The sequence below is a fragment of the Pseudomonas sp. GW821-FHT07E12 genome (genome assembly GCF_058986605.1).
In genome coordinates this window covers 37,424-60,990 of record NZ_JBYSVX010000035.1, presented here as the reverse complement: position 1 = coordinate 60,990, position 23,567 = coordinate 37,424, and the positions used below count along the sequence as shown (strand labels likewise).

20 protein-coding genes are annotated in these 23,567 nt (G+C 63.4%); 7 read left to right on the top strand and 13 right to left on the bottom strand.

The features are described 5' to 3' along the window. Window positions 1-58: 58 nt before the first annotated feature. Window positions 59-1,498 (bottom strand): Do family serine endopeptidase, encoded by a 1,440-nt coding sequence (locus tag AC3WJE_RS17010; protein WP_493732001.1) that lies wholly within the window; start codon window positions 1,496-1,498, stop codon window positions 59-61. A 439-nt stretch (window positions 1,499-1,937) separates the two neighbouring features. Between AC3WJE_RS17010 and AC3WJE_RS17005 the strand changes: the two genes are divergently transcribed. The 5 genes from AC3WJE_RS17005 (at window position 1,938) to AC3WJE_RS16985 (ending at window position 7,211) form a co-directional block, all read left to right on the top strand. Then, window positions 1,938-4,091 carry an adenosylcobalamin-dependent ribonucleoside-diphosphate reductase gene (locus AC3WJE_RS17005; protein WP_493732000.1) on the top strand — a complete coding sequence of 718 codons (2,154 nt, stop codon included), beginning with the start codon at window positions 1,938-1,940 and terminating at the stop codon, window positions 4,089-4,091. Between the two features lie 166 nt (window positions 4,092-4,257). Then, window positions 4,258-4,857 carry a hypothetical protein gene (locus AC3WJE_RS17000; protein WP_493731999.1) on the top strand — a complete coding sequence of 200 codons (600 nt, stop codon included), beginning with the start codon at window positions 4,258-4,260 and terminating at the stop codon, window positions 4,855-4,857. A gap of 180 nt (window positions 4,858-5,037) precedes the next feature. After that, a complete protein-coding gene (locus AC3WJE_RS16995) occupies window positions 5,038-5,835 on the top strand; it encodes a TSCPD domain-containing protein (RefSeq protein ID WP_493731998.1) in 798 nt (265 codons plus the stop codon). A gap of 90 nt (window positions 5,836-5,925) precedes the next feature. Further along, window positions 5,926-6,603: a hypothetical protein gene (locus AC3WJE_RS16990; protein WP_493731997.1), complete on the top strand. Its 678-nt coding sequence runs from the start codon at window positions 5,926-5,928 to the stop codon at window positions 6,601-6,603. A 110-nt stretch (window positions 6,604-6,713) separates the two neighbouring features. Continuing rightward, window positions 6,714-7,211 carry a hypothetical protein gene (locus tag AC3WJE_RS16985; protein WP_493731996.1) on the top strand — a complete coding sequence of 166 codons (498 nt, stop codon included), beginning with the start codon at window positions 6,714-6,716 and terminating at the stop codon, window positions 7,209-7,211. Window positions 7,212-7,409: 198 nt separating this feature from the next. Here AC3WJE_RS16985 and AC3WJE_RS16980 read toward each other — a convergent pair whose 3' ends face one another. The 3 genes from AC3WJE_RS16980 to AC3WJE_RS16970 all read right to left on the bottom strand — a co-directional run bounded on the left by AC3WJE_RS16980 (window position 7,410) and on the right by AC3WJE_RS16970 (window position 11,870). Beyond that, window positions 7,410-9,671, bottom strand: coding sequence for a glycoside hydrolase family 2 TIM barrel-domain containing protein (locus AC3WJE_RS16980; protein ID WP_493731995.1), 2,262 nt, complete (start codon window positions 9,669-9,671; stop codon window positions 7,410-7,412). A gap of 562 nt (window positions 9,672-10,233) precedes the next feature. After that, window positions 10,234-10,635, bottom strand: a complete 402-nt coding sequence (locus AC3WJE_RS16975; RefSeq protein ID WP_493731994.1) for a Rap1a/Tai family immunity protein — start codon at window positions 10,633-10,635, stop codon at window positions 10,234-10,236. A gap of 38 nt (window positions 10,636-10,673) precedes the next feature. Continuing rightward, the gene (locus AC3WJE_RS16970) at window positions 10,674-11,870 is read right to left on the bottom strand and encodes a DUF1963 domain-containing protein (RefSeq protein WP_493731993.1); all 1,197 of its coding nucleotides are present in this window, start codon (window positions 11,868-11,870) and stop codon (window positions 10,674-10,676) included. A gap of 97 nt (window positions 11,871-11,967) precedes the next feature. Between AC3WJE_RS16970 and AC3WJE_RS16965 the strand changes: the two genes are divergently transcribed. After that, window positions 11,968-12,273 carry a hypothetical protein gene (locus tag AC3WJE_RS16965; protein WP_493731992.1) on the top strand — a complete coding sequence of 102 codons (306 nt, stop codon included), beginning with the start codon at window positions 11,968-11,970 and terminating at the stop codon, window positions 12,271-12,273. Window positions 12,274-13,074: 801 nt separating this feature from the next. Here the strand turns inward: AC3WJE_RS16965 and AC3WJE_RS16960 are convergent. From AC3WJE_RS16960 to AC3WJE_RS16935, 6 genes are all read right to left on the bottom strand, one after another. Further along, window positions 13,075-13,452: a DUF2255 family protein gene (locus AC3WJE_RS16960; protein ID WP_493731991.1), complete on the bottom strand. Its 378-nt coding sequence runs from the start codon at window positions 13,450-13,452 to the stop codon at window positions 13,075-13,077. 67 nt (window positions 13,453-13,519) lie between these two features. Further along, entirely contained in the window at window positions 13,520-14,284 is a 765-nt protein-coding gene (locus AC3WJE_RS16955; protein ID WP_493731990.1) for an SDR family NAD(P)-dependent oxidoreductase, read from the bottom strand. Between the two features lie 101 nt (window positions 14,285-14,385). Next, window positions 14,386-15,351: an aldo/keto reductase gene (locus AC3WJE_RS16950; protein ID WP_493732003.1), complete on the bottom strand. Its 966-nt coding sequence runs from the start codon at window positions 15,349-15,351 to the stop codon at window positions 14,386-14,388. A 232-nt stretch (window positions 15,352-15,583) separates the two neighbouring features. Continuing rightward, window positions 15,584-15,811, bottom strand: coding sequence for a tautomerase family protein (locus AC3WJE_RS16945; RefSeq protein WP_493731989.1), 228 nt, complete (start codon window positions 15,809-15,811; stop codon window positions 15,584-15,586). A 132-nt stretch (window positions 15,812-15,943) separates the two neighbouring features. Further along, window positions 15,944-16,822, bottom strand: coding sequence for a (R)-mandelonitrile lyase (locus tag AC3WJE_RS16940; protein WP_493731988.1), 879 nt, complete (start codon window positions 16,820-16,822; stop codon window positions 15,944-15,946). Further along, window positions 16,819-17,232, bottom strand: a complete 414-nt coding sequence (locus AC3WJE_RS16935) for a (R)-mandelonitrile lyase (protein ID WP_493731987.1) — start codon at window positions 17,230-17,232, stop codon at window positions 16,819-16,821. The genes AC3WJE_RS16940 and AC3WJE_RS16935 overlap by 4 nt, the downstream gene beginning before the upstream one ends. A gap of 113 nt (window positions 17,233-17,345) precedes the next feature. Between AC3WJE_RS16935 and AC3WJE_RS16930 the strand changes: the two genes are divergently transcribed. Beyond that, a complete protein-coding gene (locus tag AC3WJE_RS16930; RefSeq protein ID WP_493731986.1) occupies window positions 17,346-18,254 on the top strand; it encodes a LysR family transcriptional regulator in 909 nt (302 codons plus the stop codon). Window positions 18,255-18,455: 201 nt separating this feature from the next. Here the strand turns inward: AC3WJE_RS16930 and AC3WJE_RS16925 are convergent, their stop codons facing one another. The 3 genes from AC3WJE_RS16925 to AC3WJE_RS16915 are packed head-to-tail and all read right to left on the bottom strand — an operon-like array spanning window position 18,456 to window position 23,445. After that, on the bottom strand, window positions 18,456-19,475 hold the full coding sequence (locus tag AC3WJE_RS16925) for a hypothetical protein (RefSeq protein WP_493731985.1): 1,020 nt from the start codon (window positions 19,473-19,475) through the stop codon (window positions 18,456-18,458). Beyond that, on the bottom strand, window positions 19,472-21,358 hold the full coding sequence (locus AC3WJE_RS16920) for a M48 family metallopeptidase (protein ID WP_493731984.1): 1,887 nt from the start codon (window positions 21,356-21,358) through the stop codon (window positions 19,472-19,474). Before AC3WJE_RS16920 ends, AC3WJE_RS16925 begins: the two co-directional genes overlap by 4 nt. An 8-nt stretch (window positions 21,359-21,366) precedes the next feature. Further along, window positions 21,367-23,445: a DUF4034 domain-containing protein gene (locus AC3WJE_RS16915; protein ID WP_493731983.1), complete on the bottom strand. Its 2,079-nt coding sequence runs from the start codon at window positions 23,443-23,445 to the stop codon at window positions 21,367-21,369. Window positions 23,446-23,567: the final 122 nt, after the last annotated feature.

The following is a 23,567-nucleotide window of genomic DNA, read 5'->3' as shown; positions in this document are numbered from 1 at the left end:
GCGATGGGGCTTTACCGGTAAAGCCCCATCGCGGCTGACGCCGCTCCTACGACCTTGTTCAGCGCATCAGAATGTCCGCCTGCGCATTGCCGCGCACGATCCGCAGCACCAACTGCTGCGGCTTGCGCTGGAAGTTGGCACGCCAGCTGGCCAGATCGGCGAATTCGCCGGCGTTGGTCGCCACGATCACGTCACCCGCGGCCAGGCCGTTGGCAGCGGCGCGGCTGCCACGCTTGACCTCGCTGACCAGCACGCCATTGAGACCGGACTGGCGCAGCGATTCAGGCAGGTCGGTGAAGGTCGCGCCGCCCAGGCGTGGATCCAGCGTGTCGCCGGTGGCCGCGCGCGCCTGCTCCTTGAGTTTGGCGGTGAGTTTGAGCGGTTTGCCATCGCGGCGCACGTCCAGCACCACCGTGCTGCCGACGTCCTGCAGGCCTTCGTAGTTGTGCAGCGCCTCGGCGCTGTCCACGCGCTGGTCGTTGGCGCCGACGATCACATCGCCCGGCTGCACCCCCGCGGCGGCGGCGGCCGAGCCGGCCAGCACGCGCGACACCAGCGCGCCACGCACATTGTCCAGGCCGAGTCCCTGCACCATCTGCGCGGTCAGGTTCTGCGCCTCCACGCCGAGCGTGCCGCGGATCACCACGCCGTTGTTCTTCAGCAACTGCTCGACCACGTTGCGGGCGAGGTTGGACGGAATCGCCAGGCCCAGGCCGATGTTGCCGGCCATGCTGCCCTGCGGATTGAAGCTGGCGGTGTTGATGCCGACCAGCCGGCCTTCCAGATCGACCAGCGCGCCGCCGGAGTTGCCGGGGTTGATCGAGGCATCGGTCTGGATGAAGTTCTGGTAGCCCAGCCCGCGGATGCCGCTGCGGCCGACCGCCGAGACGATGCCCGAGGTCACCGTCTGGGTGAAGCCGAACGGATTGCCGATCGCGACCACGAAATCGCCCACCCGCAGCTGGCTGCTGTCGGCGAGCTTGATCTCGGTGAGGTTGCCGGTCGGGATCTTGATCAGCGCGATGTCGGTATCGGCGTCGGAGCCGAGGAATTCGGCCTTGACCGTGCGGCCATCGGCGAGCGTCACCTGCACGTCGTCGGCGTTCTCGATCACGTGGTGGTTGGTCAGCACGTAACCGTTCCTGGCATCGATGATCACGCCCGAGCCGAGCGACTCGTTGATGCGCTCCTGCGGCACGTCCGGGAACAGCCGGCGGAAGAACGGATCGGCGAAGAACGGGTTGCGCACCCGCACCACCTGCTTGGTGTTGATGCTGACCACCGCCGGCATCGCCCGCTCCAGCATCGGCGCCAGCGTTGGCAATGGCTGGCCGGCGGCCGAGGCCGGCAGCGCGGCGGTCGTGGGGATCGCCAGCACCGGCGAGACGGGAGTGGCGGCCTCGGCGCGGTTGTCGAGCCACTCGTGGATGCCGGTGGCGGCAAAACCGCCGAACGCGGCGGCAAGCGAAAGGGTCAGCAGAGTCGGAAGCGGTCGCATGATGGTTCCGGAGGTTGCGCGATCGGATGCGAGGAAACAAAAAGATGGGGTGTGAACCCGTGTAAATCTAGCTGAACGAGTTTGCTGTGGGCTGATTTAACTATCGGTGAAACGCCGCCGTGTGCTCCCGGATCGCGGCCGCCGACATGCCGGGCGCACGTGCGTTGACAGCCTCCGGCACGCGGCGTTAGCGTGCGAACTTTACGGCGCCACAAGATATTGCGGTGTCGTATTAAGGAAGCCCAACATTTGGGTGTTGCACGGAGTACCTTCGCGGGGAGGACATGCATGGTCACCGCTACAGACATCGGCCGGAACCGACTCGTGACGTCGTCCTCATGAGCCTTGCCGCGATCCTTCCGCAGTGCGATGGCGCCGACCGGCGCCTCGATCCGTTCACTTCATCACCACGGCACGCCCCCAGGGAGAGCACCACGCCATGAGCACGGTACGTCTGGAAGTGGTTTCCAACGGCCTCCGATCCGATCTGGTTCCGATGCAGCCCGCCTCGCAGGACATCTGGGACAAGAAGTACCGGCTCAAGACCAAGCAGGGCGACGCGCTGGACGCCGACATCGACGGCACCTACCGCCGCGTCGCGCGCGCGCTGGCCGACGCCGAGGCCACGCCCGACAAGCGCGAGCACTGGAACGAGCGCTTCCTGTGGGCACTGCGCCATGGCGCGATCCCGGCCGGGCGCATCATCTCCAACGCCGGCGCGCTCGAACACAAGCCGGCCACCAGCACGATCAACTGCACGGTCTCCGGCAGCATCGTCGACTCGATGGACGGCATCCTGGAGAAGGTCCACGAAGCCGGGCTCACGCTCAAGGCCGGCTGCGGCATCGGCTACGAGTTCTCCACGCTGCGGCCGAAGGGCGCCTTCGTCGCCGGCGCCGGCGCCTACACCTCCGGGCCGATGTCGTTCATGGATATCTACGACAAGATGTGTTTCACCGTGTCCTCGGCCGGTGGTCGCCGCGGCGCGCAGATGGGCACCTTCGACGTCTCGCACCCGGACGTGAAGGACTTCATCCGTGCCAAGCGCGAGGATGGCCGCCTGCGTCAGTTCAACCTGTCGCTGCTGATCACCGACGGCTTCATGCAGGCGGTGGAGGACGACACCGACTGGCCGCTGGTGTTCCCGCTCAATCGCCACGAGGCCGGCGATGTCGACCTGGCCGATGCCAGCACCGTGGTCTGGCGCGACTGGCCGATCCACGAGAACTACAGCGTGCGCGAGGACGGCCTGGTGGCCTGCAAGGTGTACGGGCACATCCGCGCCCGCCACCTGTGGGACATGATCATGGTCTCCACCTACGACTACGCCGAGCCGGGTTTCATCCTGATCGACAAGGTCAACGAGATGAACAACAACTGGTGGTGCGAGAACATCCGCGCGACCAACCCGTGCGGCGAGCAGCCCTTACCGCCCTACGGCGCCTGCCTGCTCGGCTCGGTCAACCTGACCACGTTCGTGCGTGATCCATTCACCGACCGGGCGCGCTTCGACTGGGAGGAATACAAGGACGTCGTGCGCGTGTTCACCCGCATGCTCGACAACGTGGTCGAGGTCAACGGCTTGCCGTTGCAGCGCCAGCGCGACGAGATCCTGCACAAGCGTCGCCATGGCATGGGCTTCCTCGGCCTGGGCAGCACCATGACCATGTTGAAGATGAAGTACGGCGCGCCGGAGTCGTGCGAGTTCACCGAAGCGATCGCCCGCGAGATGGCGATTGCCGGTTGGGAAACCGGCCTGGCGCTGGCCAGGGAGAAGGGCCCCGCACCGATCATGACCGAGACCTTCGAAGTCAGCGCCGAGATGCTGCGCAAGCGCCCGGAGATGGCGAAGGACGGTTGGCGGATCGGCCAGAAGATCGAGGGCAAGGTGCTGCACGCGCGCTACAGCCGCTACATGCAGCGCATCGCCGAGGTCGCCCCGGAGCTGGTCGATGAGCTGGTCGAAACCGGCGCGCGCTTCACCCACCACAGCTCGATCGCGCCGACCGGCACCATCTCGCTGAGCCTGGCCAACAACGCCTCCAACGGCATCGAGCCAAGCTTTGCCCACCACTACAGTCGCAACGTGATCCGCGAGGGCAAGAAATCCAAGGAGAAGGTGGACGTGTTCTCCTTCGAACTGCTGGCCTACCGCCATCTGGTCAATGCGAAGGCGATGCCGTTCGCCGAGGACGCCGACGCGCGGCTGCCGGACTACTTCATCGCTGCCGACGACATCCATCCCAAGGAACACGTGGACGTGCAGGCCGCCGCGCAGAAATGGGTGGACAGCTCGATCTCCAAGACCGCCAACGTTCCCACCGACTACCCCTACGAGCAGTTCAAGGACATCTACCGCTACGCCTACCAGCAGGGCCTGAAGGGTTGCACCACCTTCCGCTTCAACCCGGCTGCGTTCCAGGGCGTGCTGGTCAAGGAGGCGGACCTGGAGAACACCACCTACCGTTTCGAACTGGAGGACGGCTCGCTGGTGGAGGTCAAGGGCAACGAACAGATCGAGTACGACGGTGAACTGCACACCGCGGCCAACCTGTTCGACGCGCTCAAGGAAGGTTATTACGGCAAGTTCTGAACTGCGGTCGCGACCGGGATTGCCAGATGTTTCCCCACTGCCGCATGACTGTCTGCACTTCGCGACGACGTTTTGTTGTTCGTCGCGTGTCCATCTCCGTTCCACGCTTCATGGCATAGGTATAGCATCGCGATCGTTCCAACACTGACGCCCTTCAGGAGGGCATATGAGCAACGGCAACGGCAATGGTGTTACGGCGACCCTGTCCCAGGTCGTCGAGAGCGTAAAAGAAAAGGCGGCCAGCCTGGGCGAGAGCCTCTCCGCCACCGCCAGCGAGGCGGTCGCCGCCACGCAGCAGACCGTCGAGAAGGCGAAGAAGGACGTCAAGCAGCGCGTCGCCAAGGCGAGGAAGGCAGTGAAGAAGGCCGAGAAGACGGTCACCAAGAAGGCCGGCAAGGTCGCCAAGTCGGTGAAGAAATCGGTCAGCGGCACCGTCGCCAAGACCCGCAAGAAGCTGGAGACCGCCAAGGCCAACGCCAAGGCCGAAGCCGCCGCACTGACCGCGAAGAAAGCCGCCAAGAAGACCGCGAAGAAGGCGACGGCGAAGAAGCCGGCTGCCAAGAAGGCCGTGGCCAAGAAAGTGGTCGCCAAGAAGGTCGCTGCCAAAAAGACGGTGAAGACCGCGGCCAAGAAGGTTGCCAAGAAGACCGCCGTGACCAAGGCCAGCGCCAAGAAGGCGGTCAAGAAAGTCGCCAAGGCCGTCAAGAAGACGACCGCCAAGGTCGCCAAGAAGAGCGCCGCGGTGAAGAAGGCCGTCAAGAAGTAATCAGCACCACAAAGAGCAAGGCTGGCGGCTCCCGCGCAGGCGGGAACCCAGCGATTCATGCAGGAAAGCAAAGGCACGGGATCCCCGCCTGCGCGGGGATGACGGATCTGCCGGCGCCATGCTTCAACTCTCTCCCGCATCCGGGAGAGAGAATCCGCCACCCGCAAGCGAGTACGTCCCATGGCCGTCAGGATCGACAAGAAGATCAAGGGTTACGCCGTCGTCACGCCCGAGGACAAGGCGCGCGAGGCTGCGCCTGCGGTGCCCGCCGCATCGATGGAGCGCGCCACCGCGCAGGCCGAGAGCGCGACCGACAACATCATCCAGATGCACGAGCGCATCGAGCGGCCGGAAGTGCTGATCGGCTCCACCTACAAGATCAAATCGCCGCTGGTGGAGCACGCCATCTACGTGACCATCAACGACATCGTGCTCAACGCCGGCACCGAGCACGAACAGCGTCGTCCGTTCGAGGTCTTCATCAACTCCAAGTCGATGGAGCACTTCCAGTGGATCGTCGCACTGACCCGGATCATCTCCGCGGTGTTCCGCAAGGGCGGCGACGTCACCTTCCTGGTGGACGAGATGAAGGCGGTATTCGACCCGAAGGGCGGCTACTTCAAGGCCGGCGGCGTCTACATGCCCTCGCTGGTGGCCGAACTCGGCAGCATCATCGAAGAACACCTCAAGAGCATCGGCCTGCTGCACGACCCGGAGATGAGCGAGCACCAACGCGCGATCCTGGCCGAAAAGCGCAAGCAGTACGAAGAGCGCTCAAAAAAAAACATTGAAGTAACGCCGGCACCGGCGACCGAGATCACCAGCTCGGCCGATCACGAAGAGGACATCGCCATCACCGGCGACGGCGCCAGCTTCCCGCCCAGCGCGACCATGTGCCACAAGTGCCACGCCAAGGCGCTGGTGATCATGGATGGGTGTGCGACGTGTTTGAATTGCGGTTATAGCAAATGCGGGTAGCCGGCCCCTCGGTTTAAACGCGTGACCCAACCTGTGCCATCGAAAATATTCTGGTCGAACGGCCGGGCAATTGGGCGTGGGAATTAGAGAATGGATGCCAAGAAATCGTTGCCGCCGTTGACGTTTTCTCTGATCGAAGATCGGATCAGAGATCTGCCGGAAGGGCCGGTAGGCATGCTCGATACGCCACGTTGGATCATGATCTGCAATGGCATCGGCGTGGTTGCGTTGGTCGTGGCATTGATGCCTTCATTGCTGCTGCAGTGGATGGGGGCTCACGAGTGGATGGCTACAATGGCGCGAGGAGGCTTGGTGTTCATGCTGGCTTTTTTGCCCTATTTTGTTCGTACGCTCTTGCTGCTCGTGCGCGAATTTCGGGACTATCGCAGAGCGTTTATCGAGCAGCTGGATCATGACGTGATTCAGCTGCGCACGATTAAACAGTGGCTTCGGAGCTATCCGCGATCGGCGCTTGAAGAGCAACTACGCTATGCCCGTTTTGCGCAGGAACAGTTGGGGGCCAAGCTGGGACTGTTGATCGGCGGGGTCGACAAGTTGGGACTCTTGCCTGTGTTCCTGTCGCTCTATGTAGTGTTACGCGGTTGGCGCGAACTGCTGGCATTGCCATCCTGGCTTTCAGTATTCGGAATTCTTGCGGCCGTTCTGTGGGTTATTGGTTGGTTGGGTGCAAGTTTCCGACTCCGTTTGCAATTGCATGAAGCCTTGCTGGTCGACTCCTTGGAGCCGATTGCGTCTGTGGAAAGTTGAAACGGGAGAGGAAGGAGTCTCTGCTCGATGATTGGACTACACAGACGAAGATCATGGGATCAGGTTCACTTGCTTGATTGGAAGGCCATGGCAGAGGAGGCTGTAAGGTGATGGCACATAAGAGAGTGAAACATTTTGGTTTGATTCATTGGCTGCTATCAGCAAGCTTCGGGTGCTCACTGTTTGCGCTGCTGCTGTTTGCCAGTCCAGCGATGGCTACCTCGGTTGTACCCAGGTCACTTGAGGAACTGGTGCCCAAAGCCGATTACGTGCTCGTCGCCACAGTCGTTGACGTCGTCATGGTGGATGCCCGTGGGCGTCGCATACACGATCCGGAAGCCCGGACCGGTCCCGGGCTGAGCAACCAGATGCGCTTCCAATTGCAGGTTGAGGACGTGATTTTCTCGCGAACAGGCCGTGTCCCGTCCCAATTGAATATTCCGTTATGGAAGATGTGGCATTACCAACTGGGTTCCATGCAGAAGAATGTTACGGGTAGTCGAGGCATCTTCTTGCTGAAGGGAAGCGGGTACGAACCGGTCTATCCGGCAGACTTTCAGCGCGGCCTTGAAGAGCGTGCCGAGATCGAAGCGCTGTTGCAGCGCTAGTGAGTTTCCGAATCGGTGACCTGTCGGCGCTTCTTTCGCCGCTCCCGCGCCGGCAAGAGCCCGGGTGACTTGCACGTTGGTCCGGTCGGAAGTCGCTGGATCCCCGCCTGCGCGGGGATGACGGGTCTGCCAGTCACTTCGAGCTTCATCTGCCTCCCGCGTGTCGCGGGCGCGGGAGTGCGGCCCAGGCCGCTCCGCTCAGAGCGGCTGCGGCGTGATCGCTTGCAGTCGCACCTGCCGGGAGGGCAGACCTTCCGCATCGATATCGATGACGATGGGGCCGGCCTGGGTGCCGGCGCGGATCACGGCGACCACGCGCCCGTGGAAGGTCTTGCGTTCGCCTGACTGGAAGCTGGACACGTCCACGGGATTCCCGTTGCCGACGCCGGCCAGCGCTCCTGCTCCGCGCACGCGCACGCGGACCTGCCTGTCGTCGTTGCGGGCATAGATGGGGGTGCCGTCGGCGTCGTGCAGTTCCACGGTGACGTAAGCCAGGTCCTCGCCATTGGCCTTGAGCTGCGGCCGGTCCGCCGACACCTCTGCAATGGCCGGCTTGCCTGCCGTACGCAGTTCCCAGCGCCCGGCTTCATGCCCATCGCGATAACCCACGGCGAGCAGGCGCCCTGGTGCGTAGGGCACCTGGTAGACCGCTTTGTATTCGCTGTCCACGCCCACCGGTTTGCGGCCGAGGCTCTTGCCGTTGAGGAACAGTTCCACTTCCGGAAATTCGGAATAGACCAGTACTTCCTGGCGACGGCCTTCCTGTCCCGGCCACGTCCAGCTGGGGTGGACGTCGTCCAGCGACCAATCGAGGTGTGGCGGCGTGATCGAGTACAGGTGGCGGTCGGGCAGGTCCTTGGTGCCCTCGGGCTGTCGGACGAATGCGGATATCGGCGACGCACCGGTTTTCCACACGACCTGGCGGTAGTAGGCGGCCGGGCGCAGGCGCCCGGTGGCGTCGATCTCGCCGCTGTAGGCCAGGTTCCAGGGATAGGGGCCGAGCTTCTGCCAGTCCTGGCTGTATCCCATCCAGCCGATGCCGGCCTCGCCCAGATAGTCCACCGCGGTCCAGACGAAATCGCCGATCACCCACGACATGCTTTCGACGGCCTGCCAGTAACGGAACAGATCCTTCGATGTGGATTCGGAGGTGTACATCGCCAGCTTGGGAAGCCGTTCGTGTTCCTCGGCGAAGAGATGGGCATGGTAGTTGTAGCCGACGACGCCGAGTACCGCGGCCTGGTTGGTGCTCTTCGGCGGATCGGCGTTGATGGCCTGGGTGACGGGCCGGGTCGGATCAAGCTTGCGCACGCGCTCGGCGAGCCTGCGGCCGGTCTCCACGCCCTCGGGTGTGCCGTCTTCGGGAATCTCGTTGCCGATGCTCCAGAACAGCACGCTGGGATGGTTGCGGCCGCTGATGACGAGGCTGTCGATGTCCTGTGGCCAATCCTCGGCGAAGAAGCGCGTGTAGTCCTGCGGCTTCTTGCTCTTGTTCCAGCTGTCGAAGGCTTCGTCGATGACCAGCATGCCCAGTTCGTCGGCGGCATCGAGCGTGGCCTGGCTCGCAGGGTTGTGCGCGTTGCGGATGGCGTTGTATCCGGCCGCCTTCATCAAGGCGACCTTGCGGGCGTCGGCATCGGGTACGCCGGCGGCACCGATCATGTAGTTGTCATGATGGATGTTGCCGCCGCGCAGCAGGATCCGCTGGCCGTTGATGCGCAGGCCGTTTGCGGCATCCAGCGCAATCGTGCGGATGCCGAAACGGGTGCGCCGCTGGTCGACGGTCACGCCGCCGATGCGGACTTCCTGGACCAGCGTGTAGAGATTGGGAGAATCCGGTGACCACAAGCGCGGCCTGGTCACAGCGAGTTGCTGCGATCGCTCGGCACGGCCACCTGCGGGCAACGCCTGGGTCTGCCGGGCCTCGGCAACGGTCTCCCCGTTGCCCGAAACCACCCGGCTCACCCATTCGGCGGACTGCGCCTTGTTGGAGCGGTTGACGACAGCGGCACTGACCGAGACCACGCCCCGATCCTCGTCGGCCACCGGCGTGGTGACGAATACGCTCTCGGGCTCGATGTGGACCGGATCGAGGATCTCCAGCGCAACCGGCCTGATCAGACCCGAGCCGGCATACCAGCGCGAAGACGGATCGACATGATTGACGCGCACGACGACGACGTTCTCGCCGGAACGGACCTTGCCGGTCAGATCGGCGGAAAAGGCGGTGTAGCCGTAGCGGTGTTTCTTGAGGTGTTCGCCGTTGATCCAGATATCGGCGTCCATGTACACGGCCTCGAAATTCAGCCGGACGATGCGCGAAGCTTCGGTCGGCGTGAGCACCAGATGCCGGCGATACCAGCCGCTGCCACCCTGCAGATAGCCCGAATCCTGGCCGCTGACGGCATCCGGATTGAAGGGCGAGCGTCCATTCGGCTTGTCGCCCTCGGATCCATCCATGATCGAGAAGTCATGAGGCACGCTCACCCGTTGCCAGGATCGATCATCAAAGGTGGCCCGCTCCGCACCGGTGGACTCTCCGGCGTGGAAGAGCCAGTCCTGCGACAGCGTGTGGACTTCCGCCAAGGCAGGCGATGTGGCGATCACCATGAGCAGTGTTGCCGCGAGGCATCGTTTCGTGGCCGCAATCGTTCTCATGGTGGCACTCCTCCCTCCAAGTGTTGCAGTGGCGATGACCGGGTACCTGTCGAACACGCCATGCGGAAAACCATGGCTTTTGCTCGGGAACCCTGCATGCCTTCGAATTACATCTGGCTGCGTCGAAGCCGCTCTTCGGCTGCATCCCTGGATGATGCGATGCCTGGAAAAGGAAGCCGGGACGGGAGCTGCCGATTGTGCAGCGACGCCTTGCTGCATGATGCTACAAGGCAGGGTCGATGCTTCGAAAATAACAATATCGCTGGCATCCATATCCATTCGGATATGGGTTTGTGCCCATCCAGCGCATGGGCCTAAGCGCGCATGGGTCTGCCGAGCACCACATGACAAGGCAGTGCCTACCTCACTTGCAGGGATAAGCCGCTTTCAATGCCTGCGTGACCACCCCTGCGGCCGGATCACTCAGGCGTGATGCCGGCAGCTTGGCCAGATAGTCATAGGTCGTCGAAGCCAGTTCGGTGATTGTCAGCTTTCGCGGCGAACACCAGGCCTTGCCTGCCGTGGTATCGGCGACACCGAAGATGTAGGCCGTGGCTCTGCCGGTTGAAAGTTCTCTTTGCCTTGCCGGATCGGTACCGGGTTCCGCCAGCGAGCCCTCGTCGATGCCGGAAAGAAGCTCCTTCGCGCTCAGTGATCGATAGGCATCGGTGGGTGCGCCTGTCGAATCGGGCTGCGCTGATGCGGCGGTTGCATAAAGCGCGATCGCGATGAAGATGCCGGTGGAAAATCGGGGGCGTGAAAACATCGAGTGGCCTTCCTTTCGATGAGTGAACGGGATGTTACTCAGTCGCATTGATACAACGCGCGCGCCTTGTCGAAACGCCGGGCGATGAGATCCTCGCGACGGATCATGAGATAGGTCTTGCCATCACCGCCGAACGGCGCATGCATGCGTCGTGTCTCCGCATGGTATTCACCGCCCCAGGAGAAGAGGTGGCGGATCCGATCATCACCCGGCTCGATACGTCCGTACTCATCGCCGGTGAACCAGAGTTCCGGGTCTGCCTGGATGGGATCCGGCCAGCCGCCGAGCCTGTCGCCGAAGTAGCCGGTCTGTTCTCCATCAACAGGCTCTGCCAGCGGGAAGTGGCCGTTGGTAGGGCGGCGCAGGAAAGCAAACATCGCTGCTCGGTGTGCGCCGGCTGCTTCGGCCCAATGGAAGGGAACGATCAATGTCGAGTGAGGTTCCAGCACCTCCGCCATGCTCTGCTCACGCCAGGGGAAGTCAGGCTGTCGTGCGTCCGATAGTGCAATCAGCTCGTCAGGGGGTGACCGGCGTTGCAGTGTTCCGGTCGGTTGATCAAACCAATGAAGCTGGAAGCCGCCGCCATCCTGGTCGGTCAGATCCTCGAACAGGCTGAGCAGACCGTGTGTCGGAAGATCGGCATCGAAGCCCGGCTCGCGCGACAGTGCGTCAAGGTCGAGCTGGGCAAGGAACGCAAGCGGAAAGTGACGGTTGAAGGAGGCCGCCATCAGCGCGTCGTAGCGATCTTCCTCTGCGTGCTGCGCGGCGATTCTTTCCGGATCGGGACGGCTGGTTTCCACAGAGCGTAGCCACGCCTCGCGCTCGTCTTCCGGCAACAGAGACAGAATCTCGTCATCGATACCGATGGAACGCGATGATGCAAGACGTGCCCGTTGCTGGGATCTTCGCTCGCGCAATGCATGGGCCAGTGCCTCGGCATCTTGCCGTGGTGGCCGCTGCGGCCAGGCGAAGCCTGCGGGCAGATCGGGCAGGCCGCCCATCTTGCTTGTGCCGGATGGCAGCGCATCGTCGGGCCGTTGTCGGCGCACGAACAGCAACGCTGACCGCACGGTCGCGACGATGCGGTCCGCCATTGCACCCAGCCCTGCGTCCTTCAATGAACGTCGAAGGTCAAGTTCGGTGCGGAAGCTGTTCATGGCTTGCTGTTCTCTCCGAGCTATCCGGGCCGAGGATAGCGGCGATTCATGGCGGCGATAAAGCAGGAATTGCTGCATCGTCCCTTGCGTGCTTGAACTGAATGTGCGGCCAAGCCTTGCATTCCCTGCCCAAAGATGGATGCTTGCGCGTTAGGAAACCAAGAGCATCCCGCCGATGAATGACGAAGTTCGATTGAACGATATGACGCTCGGATCGCTATGCCGCATCGGCTTGGTTCTCAGCGTCTGCTTCTGGCTTCCAGCAGGCATCGCGCTGGGGCTTGCCTCGCTCGGCGGAGCGGTGCAGGTGGACTGGGTGGGAAAGCCGGCAACAGGCCTTGCCGGTCTGGCGGCCTGCATCGTTCAAGGCCTGGGTGGCGCGTTGCTGACCGCAGCGGCGCTTGCGCTCGGCGCGCTTGTGCTGCAGGTCTTGCGTCCGCGCTGGCGTGGGCCGCGCCTGTTCCTGCGCCGGGAGCAATGAAGGCTCTCGGCATGCATCTGTATCGAATGTGATGGCTGGATGCGAGGAAAAGGTCTGCGATGTCGCCCCGGATCTTGCTGAGGGACTGGACGCGTTGATGTCGCGTTGATGGCGGTCTTCACGACTGCCGCAGAATCATTCCGCCTGCAGATGCTGGGGAGCTGTGCGGGCGTGATCCGCCGATGGCCATGCATCGGGCTGAGGTATTGAGTCCTTCGGGCATTTCTTCATGTGGTGGGTGAAGGAAGAACGGTCTGGTCATGGCGATCCGATCAATCCATATCGATTACGGAAGACCAGGATCCTTCCTCGGAACGATGTTCGCACCGTCTACACGCGGGGTTGATACCTTGGCCTCGGCGACAGTGGATGCCGATCAGCATTTGGCGGGGAGCCGGCTGATCCAGCTTGATGAATGTACGTGATGTGGTGCGTGGGGCGGCCACATTGGAAAGCCTGCATGAGTAAGGAGACCTTCGTATGCGAGTGCGAATCATGCTTATTGGTGGCCCCTTCGACGGTCAGGATGTCCTGGCCGATATCACGCAGCTGGGTCAGGGGGTATACACATGCTCCGGGGTCACCTACAGGGCTCTGGATAAAGTCACGGGCGATGGGTTGCGGTTGTTCCGGGCCACGGAGCTTGAAGGCGGCGGCGGATTGGACGATGTGCGGATGATCGAGCCTGCAATCGCGCCGGTTCATCACGGTCGATAAGCCACGCGCCGTCACCCGTCATCATGCGATAGGACTGCATCCGAACGCTTCCGGCGGTGGTTGGAATGTCCAGCCATCGATGCTTCATGGATCGGTGGCGGGCCTGATCCGGATCGTCGCCTCGCGCGCGCATGAGCCGATCATGGCTGCCAGGTATGGGCTGTTCGGGTATTTGCTGCGATAAGCCGCATCGATGCGGTCGTTGATGGGTCCAGGGATCGGATCGAAAGTGACTTTCAGAAAATCGCCCGATACGCGGATGAAGCCCGCGTGCTGTCGGCATGCGGCCTGATACCAGGACGAGCGGGTGCCTCGGTAGCCGCATACGTACAGCTCTCCATCGACCTCCACGCACCAGATCCAGGTGGGTGTGCCATGGGCGATGCCGTCGGCGCGGAACGGGGCGACATGAAGATCGTCGCGCTCGACGATCCCGCGGAGTTGTTCGAGGGGCCATTGCATGATCGGTTCTCCGGAAGTCGTTGCCTGTCGGCCGGCAGGAGGGTGGGCGCACGAGGCGCCCACGCACTCAACGCATGACGAAGCCGCCATCCACGGAGATGGACTGGCCGGTGACGTAGCTCGCCGCATCGCTGCACAGCCACAGCACTGCGTCGGCGATCTCTTCGGGGCGTCCATGGCGTCCCATCGGGATGATCCTGGTCATTGCTTCGAGGGCCTCGCCCTGGCCGCCAGCGACCATCTGGTCGGCCATTGGGGTCCAGATGAGCCCGGGGCATATGGCATTGATGCGGATGCCGCGTGCGGCGTATTCCAGTGCGGAACTCTTGGTCAGGCCGAGCACGCCATGCTTGGCGGCGTGGTACGTGCCGCGTTCGGCACCGCCGACCAGGCCGCCGAGCGAGGAGCAGTTGACGATGGCGCCGCTGCCCTGCTCGCGCATGTGCTGGAGTTCGAACTTCATGCAGCTCCAGATGCCGCGCAGGTTGATCGACATGACCCGGTCGTAGTCATCGCGCGGTGAGTCGGCGGTCTCGGCCAGCACGTTCTGCACGCCGGCGTTGTTGTAGGCCACGTCCAGCCTGCCGAACGTGTCGACCGTTTTCCTGACCATCGCGGCGACTTGATCGTCGTCGGACACATCGCAGCGGATCGCAAGGGTTCTGTATCCGTGTGAGGCGAGTTCGTCGGCTGCCGCCTGTACGGCCTCGCCGTTCCAGTCGGCCAGCGCGACCGCTGCGCCTGAGGCGGCGAAGGCCTGGGCGGTGGCCAAGCCCAGCCCGGAGGCGGCGCCGGTCACCAGCGCCACCTTGTTGTTGAATGAGATTTCCACGTTCTATTTTTCCAAGGGTTGTCGGAAGGATGTGCAGGCGCGTCTGTCGCGGGAGAGGCCGCGCCGCTGATGTGGGTGTCGCGGAAGAACAGCTCGAGCGCTCAGCGCGAAATCTGGTTCTGGAGATCCGCGGGGTAACGATCGCCCGAAATCCCGATCGTCGAGAGCGTGCGATCCAGTTCGGCCATGTCGTCGGATGTGAGCGTCAGCTCCGCCGCTCTCAGGTTCTCTTCCAGATGCGCCAGCTTGGTCGTGCCGGGAATCGGAACGATCGCGGGGCTGCGTGCCATCAGCCATGCCAAGGCGATCTGTGCCGATGTCACGCCACGCGTCCGGCCGAATGCGTTGAGCGCTTCGACCAGGGCGAGGTTGCTGCGCAGTGCGGCGGGCGCGAAACGCGGCAGCGTGTTGCGGTTGTCGTTGCCGGAATCGAAACGCGTGTACTCGGTGATGGCGCCGCCGAGAAAGCCGCGATTGAGCGGACTGTAGGGAACGAAGCCGATACCCAGTTCGGCCAGCACCGGCAGGACGTCGGTCTCCGGTTCCCGCCACATCATGTGGTATTCGCTCTGCACTGCGGTGACCGGCTGGATCGCGTGGGCACGGCGGATCGTCTGCGCGCCCACTTCGCACAGGCCGAAGCGTTTGACCTTGCCTTGCGCGATGAGGTCCTTCACGGTGCCGGCGACGTCCTCGATCGGGATGTTGGGGTCCAGGCGATGCTGATAGAACAGATCGATCGCATCCACGCGCAGGCGCCGCAGCGATTCCTCGGCCACCCGGCGGATGTTTTCGGGACGGCTGTCGAGTTCGCCATGGTGGTACTTGCCATCGACGATGCGGTGGCCGAACTTGGTGGTCACCATGACGCTGTCGCGGAACGGATACAGCGCTTCGCCGGCCAGTTCCTCGTTGATCAGTGGGCCGTAGACCTGCGCGGTGTCGAACAGGGTCACGCCATGCTCGGCGGCCTGGCGCAGCAGCGCGATCATCGCGTTGCGGTCGGGATGCGGGCCACGGTTGTAGTTCATTCCCATCACGCCGAAACCCAGCGCGGACACCTGCATGCCGAAACCGCCGGTGCCGAGCGTGCGCTTGTGGGCGATGAGGGGCAGGTCGGTGCTGTCGAGCTTCGGCGAGCGGGTCGGCGTGCGATCTGGCGGTGTGTTGTCGGCCGCCATCACCAGCGGCGACACGCCCAGCGTGCTGAGCGACGCACTGGCCAGGAGGAAATCGCGGCGCGTGGAAGGTCTGGGATCGGGCAGGGTCTCGCTCATGGAATCCTCCGGACAGTAGCGGTCACAAGGAATAGCCCGGCTTCTTGTAGAGCTTGCCGGTGGGGTGCTGGATGTCGGTTCGATAGACCTGTTCGGCCCAGTCGTCGGGCGCGATTTCCTGCAGCGTCACCGAGACCGGTTCTTCGCCGCAGCCGAGTACCGCCATCACGTCGCGGGTGATGGCATCGGCCAATTGCTGTTTCTGGGCTTCTGACTTTCCGGTCACCAGCTTGACGATGATGTGAGGCATGCTCGCTCCTTGGAGGTTATGCGCGTCGAGATGCGACGACGGCGGGGCCGGTGCTCACACGCGATACCACGCCGATGCCGCACGGATGCTCTCGCGTGGTGCGGGGTGCTTCGAAGTTCGCAATACGCCGGGTCAGGGTGTTTCGGCGTAGACCTTGCGGGCGATTTCGATGGCGGTGTTGGCGGTCGGCCAGCCGCTGTAGAAGGCCAGCTGGGTGAACACCTCGCTGAGTTCCTGCCTGGTCACGCCGTTCTGCAGCGCGAACTTGATGTGGAACGGCAGCTCGTTGGTGCGATACAGCGCGACCAGCGCGGCGACGGTGACGAGGCTGCGATCGCGCTTGGAAAGCTCGGGACGCTCCCATACCTCGCCGAACAGGTTGTTGCGGGTGTAGTCGTTCAGTGCGGGGGCGATATCGGCGTAGGGGCCGGCGTTGGCGGCGGGCGGTCGGGACACGGCGGTTTCTCCTGAAGCAATGGGGGCGGCGTATTGGGCATCGCTGACTTTTTCCAGCCATCGGACGGCCGGCTGGTCATCACTGGTTTCCTGGATGGCGATGTGCGACATGGGGCTGTTGGGCGCGGCGCCATGCCAATGTTTGACGCCCGGCGGAATCCAGACGACGTCGCCCGCGCGGATCTCTTCTATTGGTCCATTCCAGCGTTGTATCCGCCCCACGCCGGAGGTGATGATCAGCGTCTGGCCCAACGGATGGGTGTGCCAGGCCGAGCGGGCACCGGCTTCGAACGTGACCAGCCCGCCGGACGCGCGCGACGGCGCGGTGGGGGAGAACAGCGGCTGTACCGTCACCTTGCCGGTGAAGTATTCGGCCGGGCCCGGTTGCGGCGGGCGCTGCGCGCTGCGAACGATGCGGATCTCCTGCGAGGCATCGCCCGATGGCGCGGGCTGCGCCTGTGCCCACGCCGCCGTCGCCCACGCTGAAACCAGCAACAGGGCGCAGCGGCCTGCCAGTCGTCTCGTCCAGGTGCATGCGGCGGGGCGCATGCTCATTGCGCGTTGCCTGTGCCGGCCAGGTATTGCGCATCGGTGACGTGTTCCATCCACTCCACCGCCTTGCCATCCAGATATTCCTGCACCGCGATGTGGGTCATGGACGTGGTGGAGGTGGCGCCGTGCCAGTGGCGGTGACCCGGCGGGCACCAGATCACGTCGCCTGCGCGGATTTCCTCGATCGGACCATGCTCGCACTGGGTCCAGCCGCAGCCGGCGGTCACGATCAGGATCTGGCCGAGCGGATGGGTATGCCAGGCCGAGCGGGCGCCGGGTTCGAAGGTCACGCTGGCGCAACCGACACGGGCGGGGCCGGGGGCGTTGAAATACGGGTCGATGCGGACGGTGCCGGTGAAAAACTCGGCCGGGCCCTTGGCCGAAGGCTGCGACCCGCTGCGGATGAGGTGCATGCGAGGCTCCTGTAGTGATGATCGATCTGTAGTGTGGGTGCCCCGCCAGGCATTGATTAGCCGGATCAATTCGATTGAACATATGATCGGATTTCATCAATTGAGGCGCAGTGATGGCCCGGCCCAACTTCAATGAGCTGCAGGTCTTCGTGACGGTGGCGCGCATGCGCAGCTTCACCAAGGCGGCGGCGCAGCTGGGGCTCACGCAATCGGCGTTGAGCCATACCGTTCGCACCCTGGAAGAACGCCTGGGCATTCGCCTGCTCACGCGCACCACCCGCAGCGTGGCGCCGACCGATGCCGGCGAGCGGCTGATGGCGTCGGTCGGCGCGCATCTGGATGACATCGAGGCCGAGCTGCAATCGATCAGCGAGTTGCGCGACAAGCCCGCCGGCACCGTGCGTATCACCACCGGCGATCACGCGCTGAGTTCGGTGCTGTGGCCGAAGCTGCTGCCGCTGCTGCGCCAGTACCCCGACATCCACATCGAGTTCGATGTCAGCTACGGGCTGCGGGACATCGTGGCGGACCGATTCGACGCCGGCGTCCGCCTGGGCGAGCAGGTCGAGAAGGACATGGTCGCGGTACCGATCGGGCCGGACATGCGCATGGCGGCGGTGGCCTCGCCGACTTACCTGGCCACGCATCCTGCGCCCACGCATCCGAGGGATCTGGCCGAGCACCGCTGCATCAACCTTCGCCTGCCGACGTTCGGCGGCGCCTATCCGTGGGAGTTCGAGCGCGATGGTCGCGAGGTCCATGCGCGGGTCGATGGCCAACTCACCTTCAGCACCGCGCCGCATGTGACGGTGGCCGCGGTGGAGGGGTTTGGGGTTGCCTGCCTACCCGAGGGGCTGGTGATGGACGAGCTGAAGGCCGGCAAGCTGGTCCGGCTGCTGGAGGACTGGTGCCCTCCGTTCCCCGGTTATCACCTGTATTACCCGAGCAGGCGCCAGCACTCGTCGGCGTTCACCCTGGTGGTCGAGGCGCTGAGGTACACCAAGCCGGCGCGAAGGCGATAGCGGTCCATTGGATCGCACGCTTGTTCCAGGCTATCGGGCTTGCAGGCCGCAGCGCGCTGGAAGAGGCGCAGATGATCGAGCCTGCAACGCAATGACGCCGATCCATCATGGTCGATAGATCAGGTGCTGGATGTTGCTCCAGTTGGCGATGAATCGAAGCGGTGGACGATGGCGTGGCGTTCGGCGATGCCGTCGGCTCGATCAATCGACGCTCAGCTCTTCAAAATCCGGGATGCCCGCCTGCGGGTTGGACATGATTGCCTGCACCTCGCCAGACACGGTCTGCTTGACCGAGTGTCCGAATGGAACATCGGGCTGGCCGTCGTGCCTGGCAACCTGGCCTCGCGTCGGGCTCAGGATCAGCATGTCGGAATTCTTGCCTGGCGAAGTCCAATCCATCGAGCGGATGCGGGTGCCGGCTGGGTAGGCCATCGTGCCCAGGCGGAAATCCTGGGCCAGCACGGCATCGCTGAAACCAAGAAGGCGATGCTCGCTGTCCAGCTCCAACCGGGCGCCCTGCAGGGGTAGCCCGCGTACCGTTGTCACCGCCGCTGGAGCAAGAAAAACGGTCCAGGCGCGTGGGCCATTCTCATGCGACCGCAGCATCGCGCCGGTCGGGATTTCACGGTCTTCCAGGTGATTGCCCGCAGCGAGCGCGCAGGATTCGAAGGTGGCGATGCCGGCCTCCATCTTGAACGTCACCGGTTCCCGCGTTCCGCAGCGCCAGCCGTTGATGGGCTGGTCGGAAGCAAGCGTCACCTTGATCGAGGTGGCTGCATAAGTATCGGTGTCGACATCCGGATGGAGCGTGCGGCCGAGGCTCGTCGCCATCAGGCCATTGATCGAGGTCGGAACAGGAAAGTGGGCCTCGTCGAAGGCATCGCGGTTGCCTGGCGTCATGCTGTGCAACCGGGTCCCTGCGGGCATCGCGATTCCGGCCACCGTGGCCGGTGTGTCCAGCACCCTATTGCGCGCGGCTTCGTCGCGTTTGATATCTGCATCTACGAGATAGGCTTGATAGACGAAAGACAGGGCGAGGGCTGAGAACACCGCCAACAGAATCGTGATGGGCAGTTTCAACCACAGCCGCGCCCGAAAAGCCTTGCGCGCATTGCGCGAGAAGCCAAGCGCCGTGAGCCACGATGCCAGGATGAGCAGCGATATCGCCGAGGCGAGCAGCAGGAAGAGGAGAGACGCAGGAAGAAGCGGGATCGGGATCATGATGGGGCCGAAATCGATGAGCCAGCAACGGCAATCAGGCTGGCATGCGTGCAATGCACCGGAAGCCGATCGTTCGGCCCGATGAACCGGACCTCCAACTGTAGGTGCAGGCGGGTCTGCAGGCGTTCGAGCAGCCGTTTGCACGCGGAGGCGTTGATGTCGTCCTCGCCGGTCAGCTTTCCGATCATGCGCATGAACCAGCTGTCATAGGCCTGCACATACAGGAACCATCGCGGCGGTCTTGCCGTGCCTGGCGGTGTGTCGCGACAAAGCCAGATGGCGCGTGCGTGCTGGAAGAGCGGTCGGAGATTGTTCTGCAGCAACGTGAGCTCTTTGGCATTCATCCCGTGCGGGAAAAGGCATCCGGACATGGATTGCGCCGCGTCATCGCGTGTCCATGATGCGTCCGCGATCTGCCGATGATGTTCTGCCGTTGCCCTGTCTCCCATGCGCAAGCAGAGCATGCAGAGGTAGCGATGGACTCGATGATCGGAAGCTGTCGGGCTGCTGCTGATGTGATGCCACAGGGCAATGGCTGCCTGGGTATCACCGTCTCGCTCCAGATCGGTGGCTTGCAGGTGTAGCAGTGCGAGGTCGTGGGGAGCGTGTTCCAGGCCCCGTGCAATGGCTTCCGCGCGAAGGCTGCCTGTCTGGTCGAATTTCTCCGCCAGTTGCGCCAATTGCAACCAGTCCTGGTGGTCGAACACCTGCTGCTCGCGGCGCCACAGGAGTTGTGAGAATTCGCCGCGCTGGTGGGCATGCCACTCTCCCGCATCCCGCCAGCCTTGTGCGGCGTTTTCGCGCCAAACGGCATCGAGCTGTGCGGCGATGCCGGGCGCTTCGTCCCCCAGCCAATCGGCGGCCGCCGACATCTCTTCAAGCTGCCAAGGCAGATGCTCGGGAAGCGGGTGCGCCGGATCGCATCCGGTGGCCGCGATGCGTTCGGAGAAAGCAGGATGCGTGCTGTGGGGATCCGGCTTCTGGCAGAGACATTCGTGCAACCAGACGGCCGCCTGCGCGTCATCATGCGCGCGACTGTTCTCTGGTTCTTCCAGAAGGTCGGTGAATGGCTGCATCCGGGCGATGTCGTTGTTGTCGGCCTGCGCGAACACGCCTGGCCAGAACCGGTCGGACAGGGCCTTTTTCCGGAGTTCCAGAGCCACTTCCGCCTCGAATGCAATATCGGCGCCGCAGACGCGGATGGCTTGCGCATCGGCAACGGTCTCGCAGCGGCGCGAGAACTCCAGGGTCTCGCGCCTCATGCGAGGCACGTACCAGGAAAGAAACAGTCTGAGCGGTGCGGTGATCAGCCGGTGGTTGCGTTCATGCAGATCGCCAAGCGCCATCCAGCGTTGACGGGCCACGTAAGCCCATCGGGCAAAGTGGCCATGCAGCCGGGAGATATGGGCGTACTCATGCGCGATGACGGCGGTGGCCTGTTGTGCCGTCAACAAGGCGAGAAGCGGCAAGCCCAGCACCAGCACATGTTTCGGCTCAGCGTTGCGGGATCCTGTCTGGTAAATGGATGCATTGAGTTCGGCGTTGATGTAGACCGCCGTGAAGGCGGGCGCATCGCAGGCAAGGCGCAACTTTTCAAGGGCCTCGGCGAGGGCGGGAATCTTTTCGGGATCCAGCCGTATGCCGTTCGACACAGGGGGCGGTGGCACTGTCGCATAGGCACGCAGGACCATCAGTCCATAGAAGACCCAGGACAGGGAAGGCAGGGCAAGAAGTACCAGCAGCCACCAGGGTGCAAGCCATGCGAGCACCAGCGGCGAAAGCACCAGTGCGGACCCGCTGGCAAGCAGGAACACGTCGCCGGAGGCGAGCCAGATGAAGGCTCGCCATCTGCCTTCGTGCGATGGCGGAAGGAGGCTGTCCATCGCGATGCTTACTTCGGCGGCAAATGCTCTTGCGAGAGCTTGTTGCCAAGGAAGAAGGCCTTCATCGCCCGTCCGGCCATCTGCAATCCGCTCGATCCGTAGACCTGCTGTTCCATCCATTCCATGGATGAGTGCTCGGGGAGAAGCTGCTTGTACCGGTCGAACCATTGCATCGCGACGAATTCGCTCTTCGGAACGCCATCGCCATATTTGTAGGCCAGGATGACCTGGGTATAGGCCTCGCCGGCAATGTGGTCGTCATCGTGGGCAATGATGGATTTCATATGGGCGACGGCGCGCTGCTTTTCCTCGGGCGTCCCATGCCGGCGATCCACGCTTGCAAGCCGGATCACGGCCATGCCTATGCCGCCATGCATCGCTTCGGCGTATAAATTTCTGACCCGCTCGAAGTTTTCCCGGACCGCCAGGTCGATGTCATCGACATTCTCGAGGCGCCAGGCATAGTTGTAGAACGCCACCGCGTCGCCTTCCTCGACGGCCTGTTCGAGCCAGCGATTGGCTTCGGTTTCATCGAGCAACTGCGGCTCGGCATCGGAACGGATGCCTCGGGTGATGTCATACATGCTTGCCGCGGCGGAGTAGACACGCCGCTCGGCGAATGCGCGGGTGAGATAGGTCGCCTCCTGCTGGAACCCTCCATCCCAGATCATCCGGCAGGCATGCATCGGCGTGAATTCATCGGGCTCGTAGAGCGGTTCCAGCTGCGCGGCCCGTTCGATCAGCTGCGTGGCGATGGCCGGATCGGCCTGGATGCCCCACATGCCGAACTGCCAGGCAAATGCCGCCATGGTGAGCATCGTGGGTTCGTCAAAGCGGCGAGCAGCGGTCTGAAGAACGTTTGCATAGGCGCCTTCAACATCCTCGAAATGCTTGATCAGCATCAGGTTGGTGAAGTCGCGGAACGGGCCGTCGATAGCCGGGTAGGTTCCCGGCGGTTTGCAATGGCGGATGGATTCGACATGGCGCTGATGCGCCAGCTCCGCGTCGGTGAGCGAGTAGTGGGTGAAGTTGGCGTACTTCCCGAGGGAAATGAAGCGCAGGCGATCGGGAAGATCGCGCCCCAGCCAGTTCTTGAAAATCTTCTCCCTGGCGGCGATCTCCCGGACATCGCCCGGCTCCGGATAATCGGGCAGCGTCAATGCGTCAAGAATGCCGGGCCATCGGACGGCGTTGCGCTCTTGCTCGCTCAACCCGGAACACAGCGGGCCGGATGCGAATTTTTCGACTTCACCGTTGCTGCCGCCCCATCTCGGGCTCAGGTATTGCGCATAGTCGGCCAGGACGTCCGGCCATTGCGGTCGCAGCGAGAGGCAGTAGCGCAGCCAGTAGTAGCCCGGATTTTCGAGGTCTCCCTCTTTCATCGGGGGAAGCGAGGCGGGAAGCACGGCGGTGACGGTGGCAGGCGGCTTCAATCCATGCCTGGCCAGCTGGGCGCAGGCCGCCTCGTAGAGGGCCGGCTCGAACTCGTCGCGCTGCATGGTCTTTTCGACCGGCGCGCCGCGGAACAACGCGTCGACGAAATCCGGTTGGCCGAGATACTGGCTGATTTGCATCATGGTCGCGGCGGCGAGCGCCGGCCGCGGCGAGAGCGTCATGGCCTTCAACAGATGTTCGGCCGCGATGACGCATGCCATGTGCGAGGCAACCCACTGGTCTTCGCCGACGTGCTCCGCCCAGGCCGCAGTGCGGATGTCGCAGGCGCGGCGGAAACAGTAATGACCGAGGATCTGCCTGGCCTGATAGGAGTCCGGGAAGGACTGGCTCCAGTCATGCAGCAATTGGAGGCTGTCGGCCGCACCGACGCTGGCATGGTCGAGCAGGCCGGAGCTGGTGGCGAGGAAGGTGTAGTAGTCGGCGGATTCGTCGGTGGCCTGCCACCACGCCGCTTCAAGCGCGGTCATCGTGCGCTCGACTTCGTCGAAACGACGCTCAAGCACCGCCTTCCGCAGTTCTTCCTGCTGGTGGAGCCGGGTCCACTGCGGACCATTCAGCGGCAAGGGCGGCGAACTTGTGGCCAATGGCATGCAGGCAGCTCCCAGGGAGGTTTGTTGGAGGACGATTTTCAAGGTAGTTCGTTTCACGGACCGGTCGCAACGGATTTCACCGGAACCCGATGGAGAGCAACCCGGGAAAATCCACTTCATCGACACTGGCCGGGCTCGGGTGCGGGCCGCGCTCCATATGGCGT

Excerpts from the sequence above, each read along its gene's own strand:
- AC3WJE_RS17010 (WP_493732001.1), bottom strand. The coding sequence starts at position 1,498 with ATGCGACCGCTTCCGACTCTGCTGACCCTTTCGCTTGCCGCCGCGTTC.
- AC3WJE_RS17005 (WP_493732000.1), top strand. The coding sequence starts at position 1,938 with ATGAGCACGGTACGTCTGGAAGTGGTTTCCAACGGCCTCCGATCCGAT.
- AC3WJE_RS17000 (WP_493731999.1), top strand. The coding sequence starts at position 4,258 with ATGAGCAACGGCAACGGCAATGGTGTTACGGCGACCCTGTCCCAGGTC.
- AC3WJE_RS16995 (WP_493731998.1), top strand. The coding sequence starts at position 5,038 with ATGGCCGTCAGGATCGACAAGAAGATCAAGGGTTACGCCGTCGTCACG.
- AC3WJE_RS16990 (WP_493731997.1), top strand. The coding sequence starts at position 5,926 with ATGGATGCCAAGAAATCGTTGCCGCCGTTGACGTTTTCTCTGATCGAA.
- AC3WJE_RS16985 (WP_493731996.1), top strand. The coding sequence starts at position 6,714 with ATGGCACATAAGAGAGTGAAACATTTTGGTTTGATTCATTGGCTGCTA.
- AC3WJE_RS16980 (WP_493731995.1), bottom strand. The coding sequence starts at position 9,671 with ATGGATGGATCCGAGGGCGACAAGCCGAATGGACGCTCGCCCTTCAAT.
- AC3WJE_RS16975 (WP_493731994.1), bottom strand. The coding sequence starts at position 10,635 with ATGTTTTCACGCCCCCGATTTTCCACCGGCATCTTCATCGCGATCGCG.
- AC3WJE_RS16970 (WP_493731993.1), bottom strand. The coding sequence starts at position 11,870 with ATGCAGCAATTCCTGCTTTATCGCCGCCATGAATCGCCGCTATCCTCG.
- AC3WJE_RS16965 (WP_493731992.1), top strand. The coding sequence starts at position 11,968 with ATGAATGACGAAGTTCGATTGAACGATATGACGCTCGGATCGCTATGC.
- AC3WJE_RS16960 (WP_493731991.1), bottom strand. The coding sequence starts at position 13,452 with ATGCAATGGCCCCTCGAACAACTCCGCGGGATCGTCGAGCGCGACGAT.
- AC3WJE_RS16950 (WP_493732003.1), bottom strand. The coding sequence starts at position 15,351 with ATGCAGGTGTCCGCGCTGGGTTTCGGCGTGATGGGAATGAACTACAAC.
- AC3WJE_RS16945 (WP_493731989.1), bottom strand. The coding sequence starts at position 15,811 with ATGCCTCACATCATCGTCAAGCTGGTGACCGGAAAGTCAGAAGCCCAG.
- AC3WJE_RS16940 (WP_493731988.1), bottom strand. The coding sequence starts at position 16,822 with ATGAGCATGCGCCCCGCCGCATGCACCTGGACGAGACGACTGGCAGGC.
- AC3WJE_RS16935 (WP_493731987.1), bottom strand. The coding sequence starts at position 17,232 with ATGCACCTCATCCGCAGCGGGTCGCAGCCTTCGGCCAAGGGCCCGGCC.
- AC3WJE_RS16930 (WP_493731986.1), top strand. The coding sequence starts at position 17,346 with ATGGCCCGGCCCAACTTCAATGAGCTGCAGGTCTTCGTGACGGTGGCG.
- AC3WJE_RS16925 (WP_493731985.1), bottom strand. The coding sequence starts at position 19,475 with ATGATCCCGATCCCGCTTCTTCCTGCGTCTCTCCTCTTCCTGCTGCTC.
- AC3WJE_RS16920 (WP_493731984.1), bottom strand. The coding sequence starts at position 21,358 with ATGGACAGCCTCCTTCCGCCATCGCACGAAGGCAGATGGCGAGCCTTC.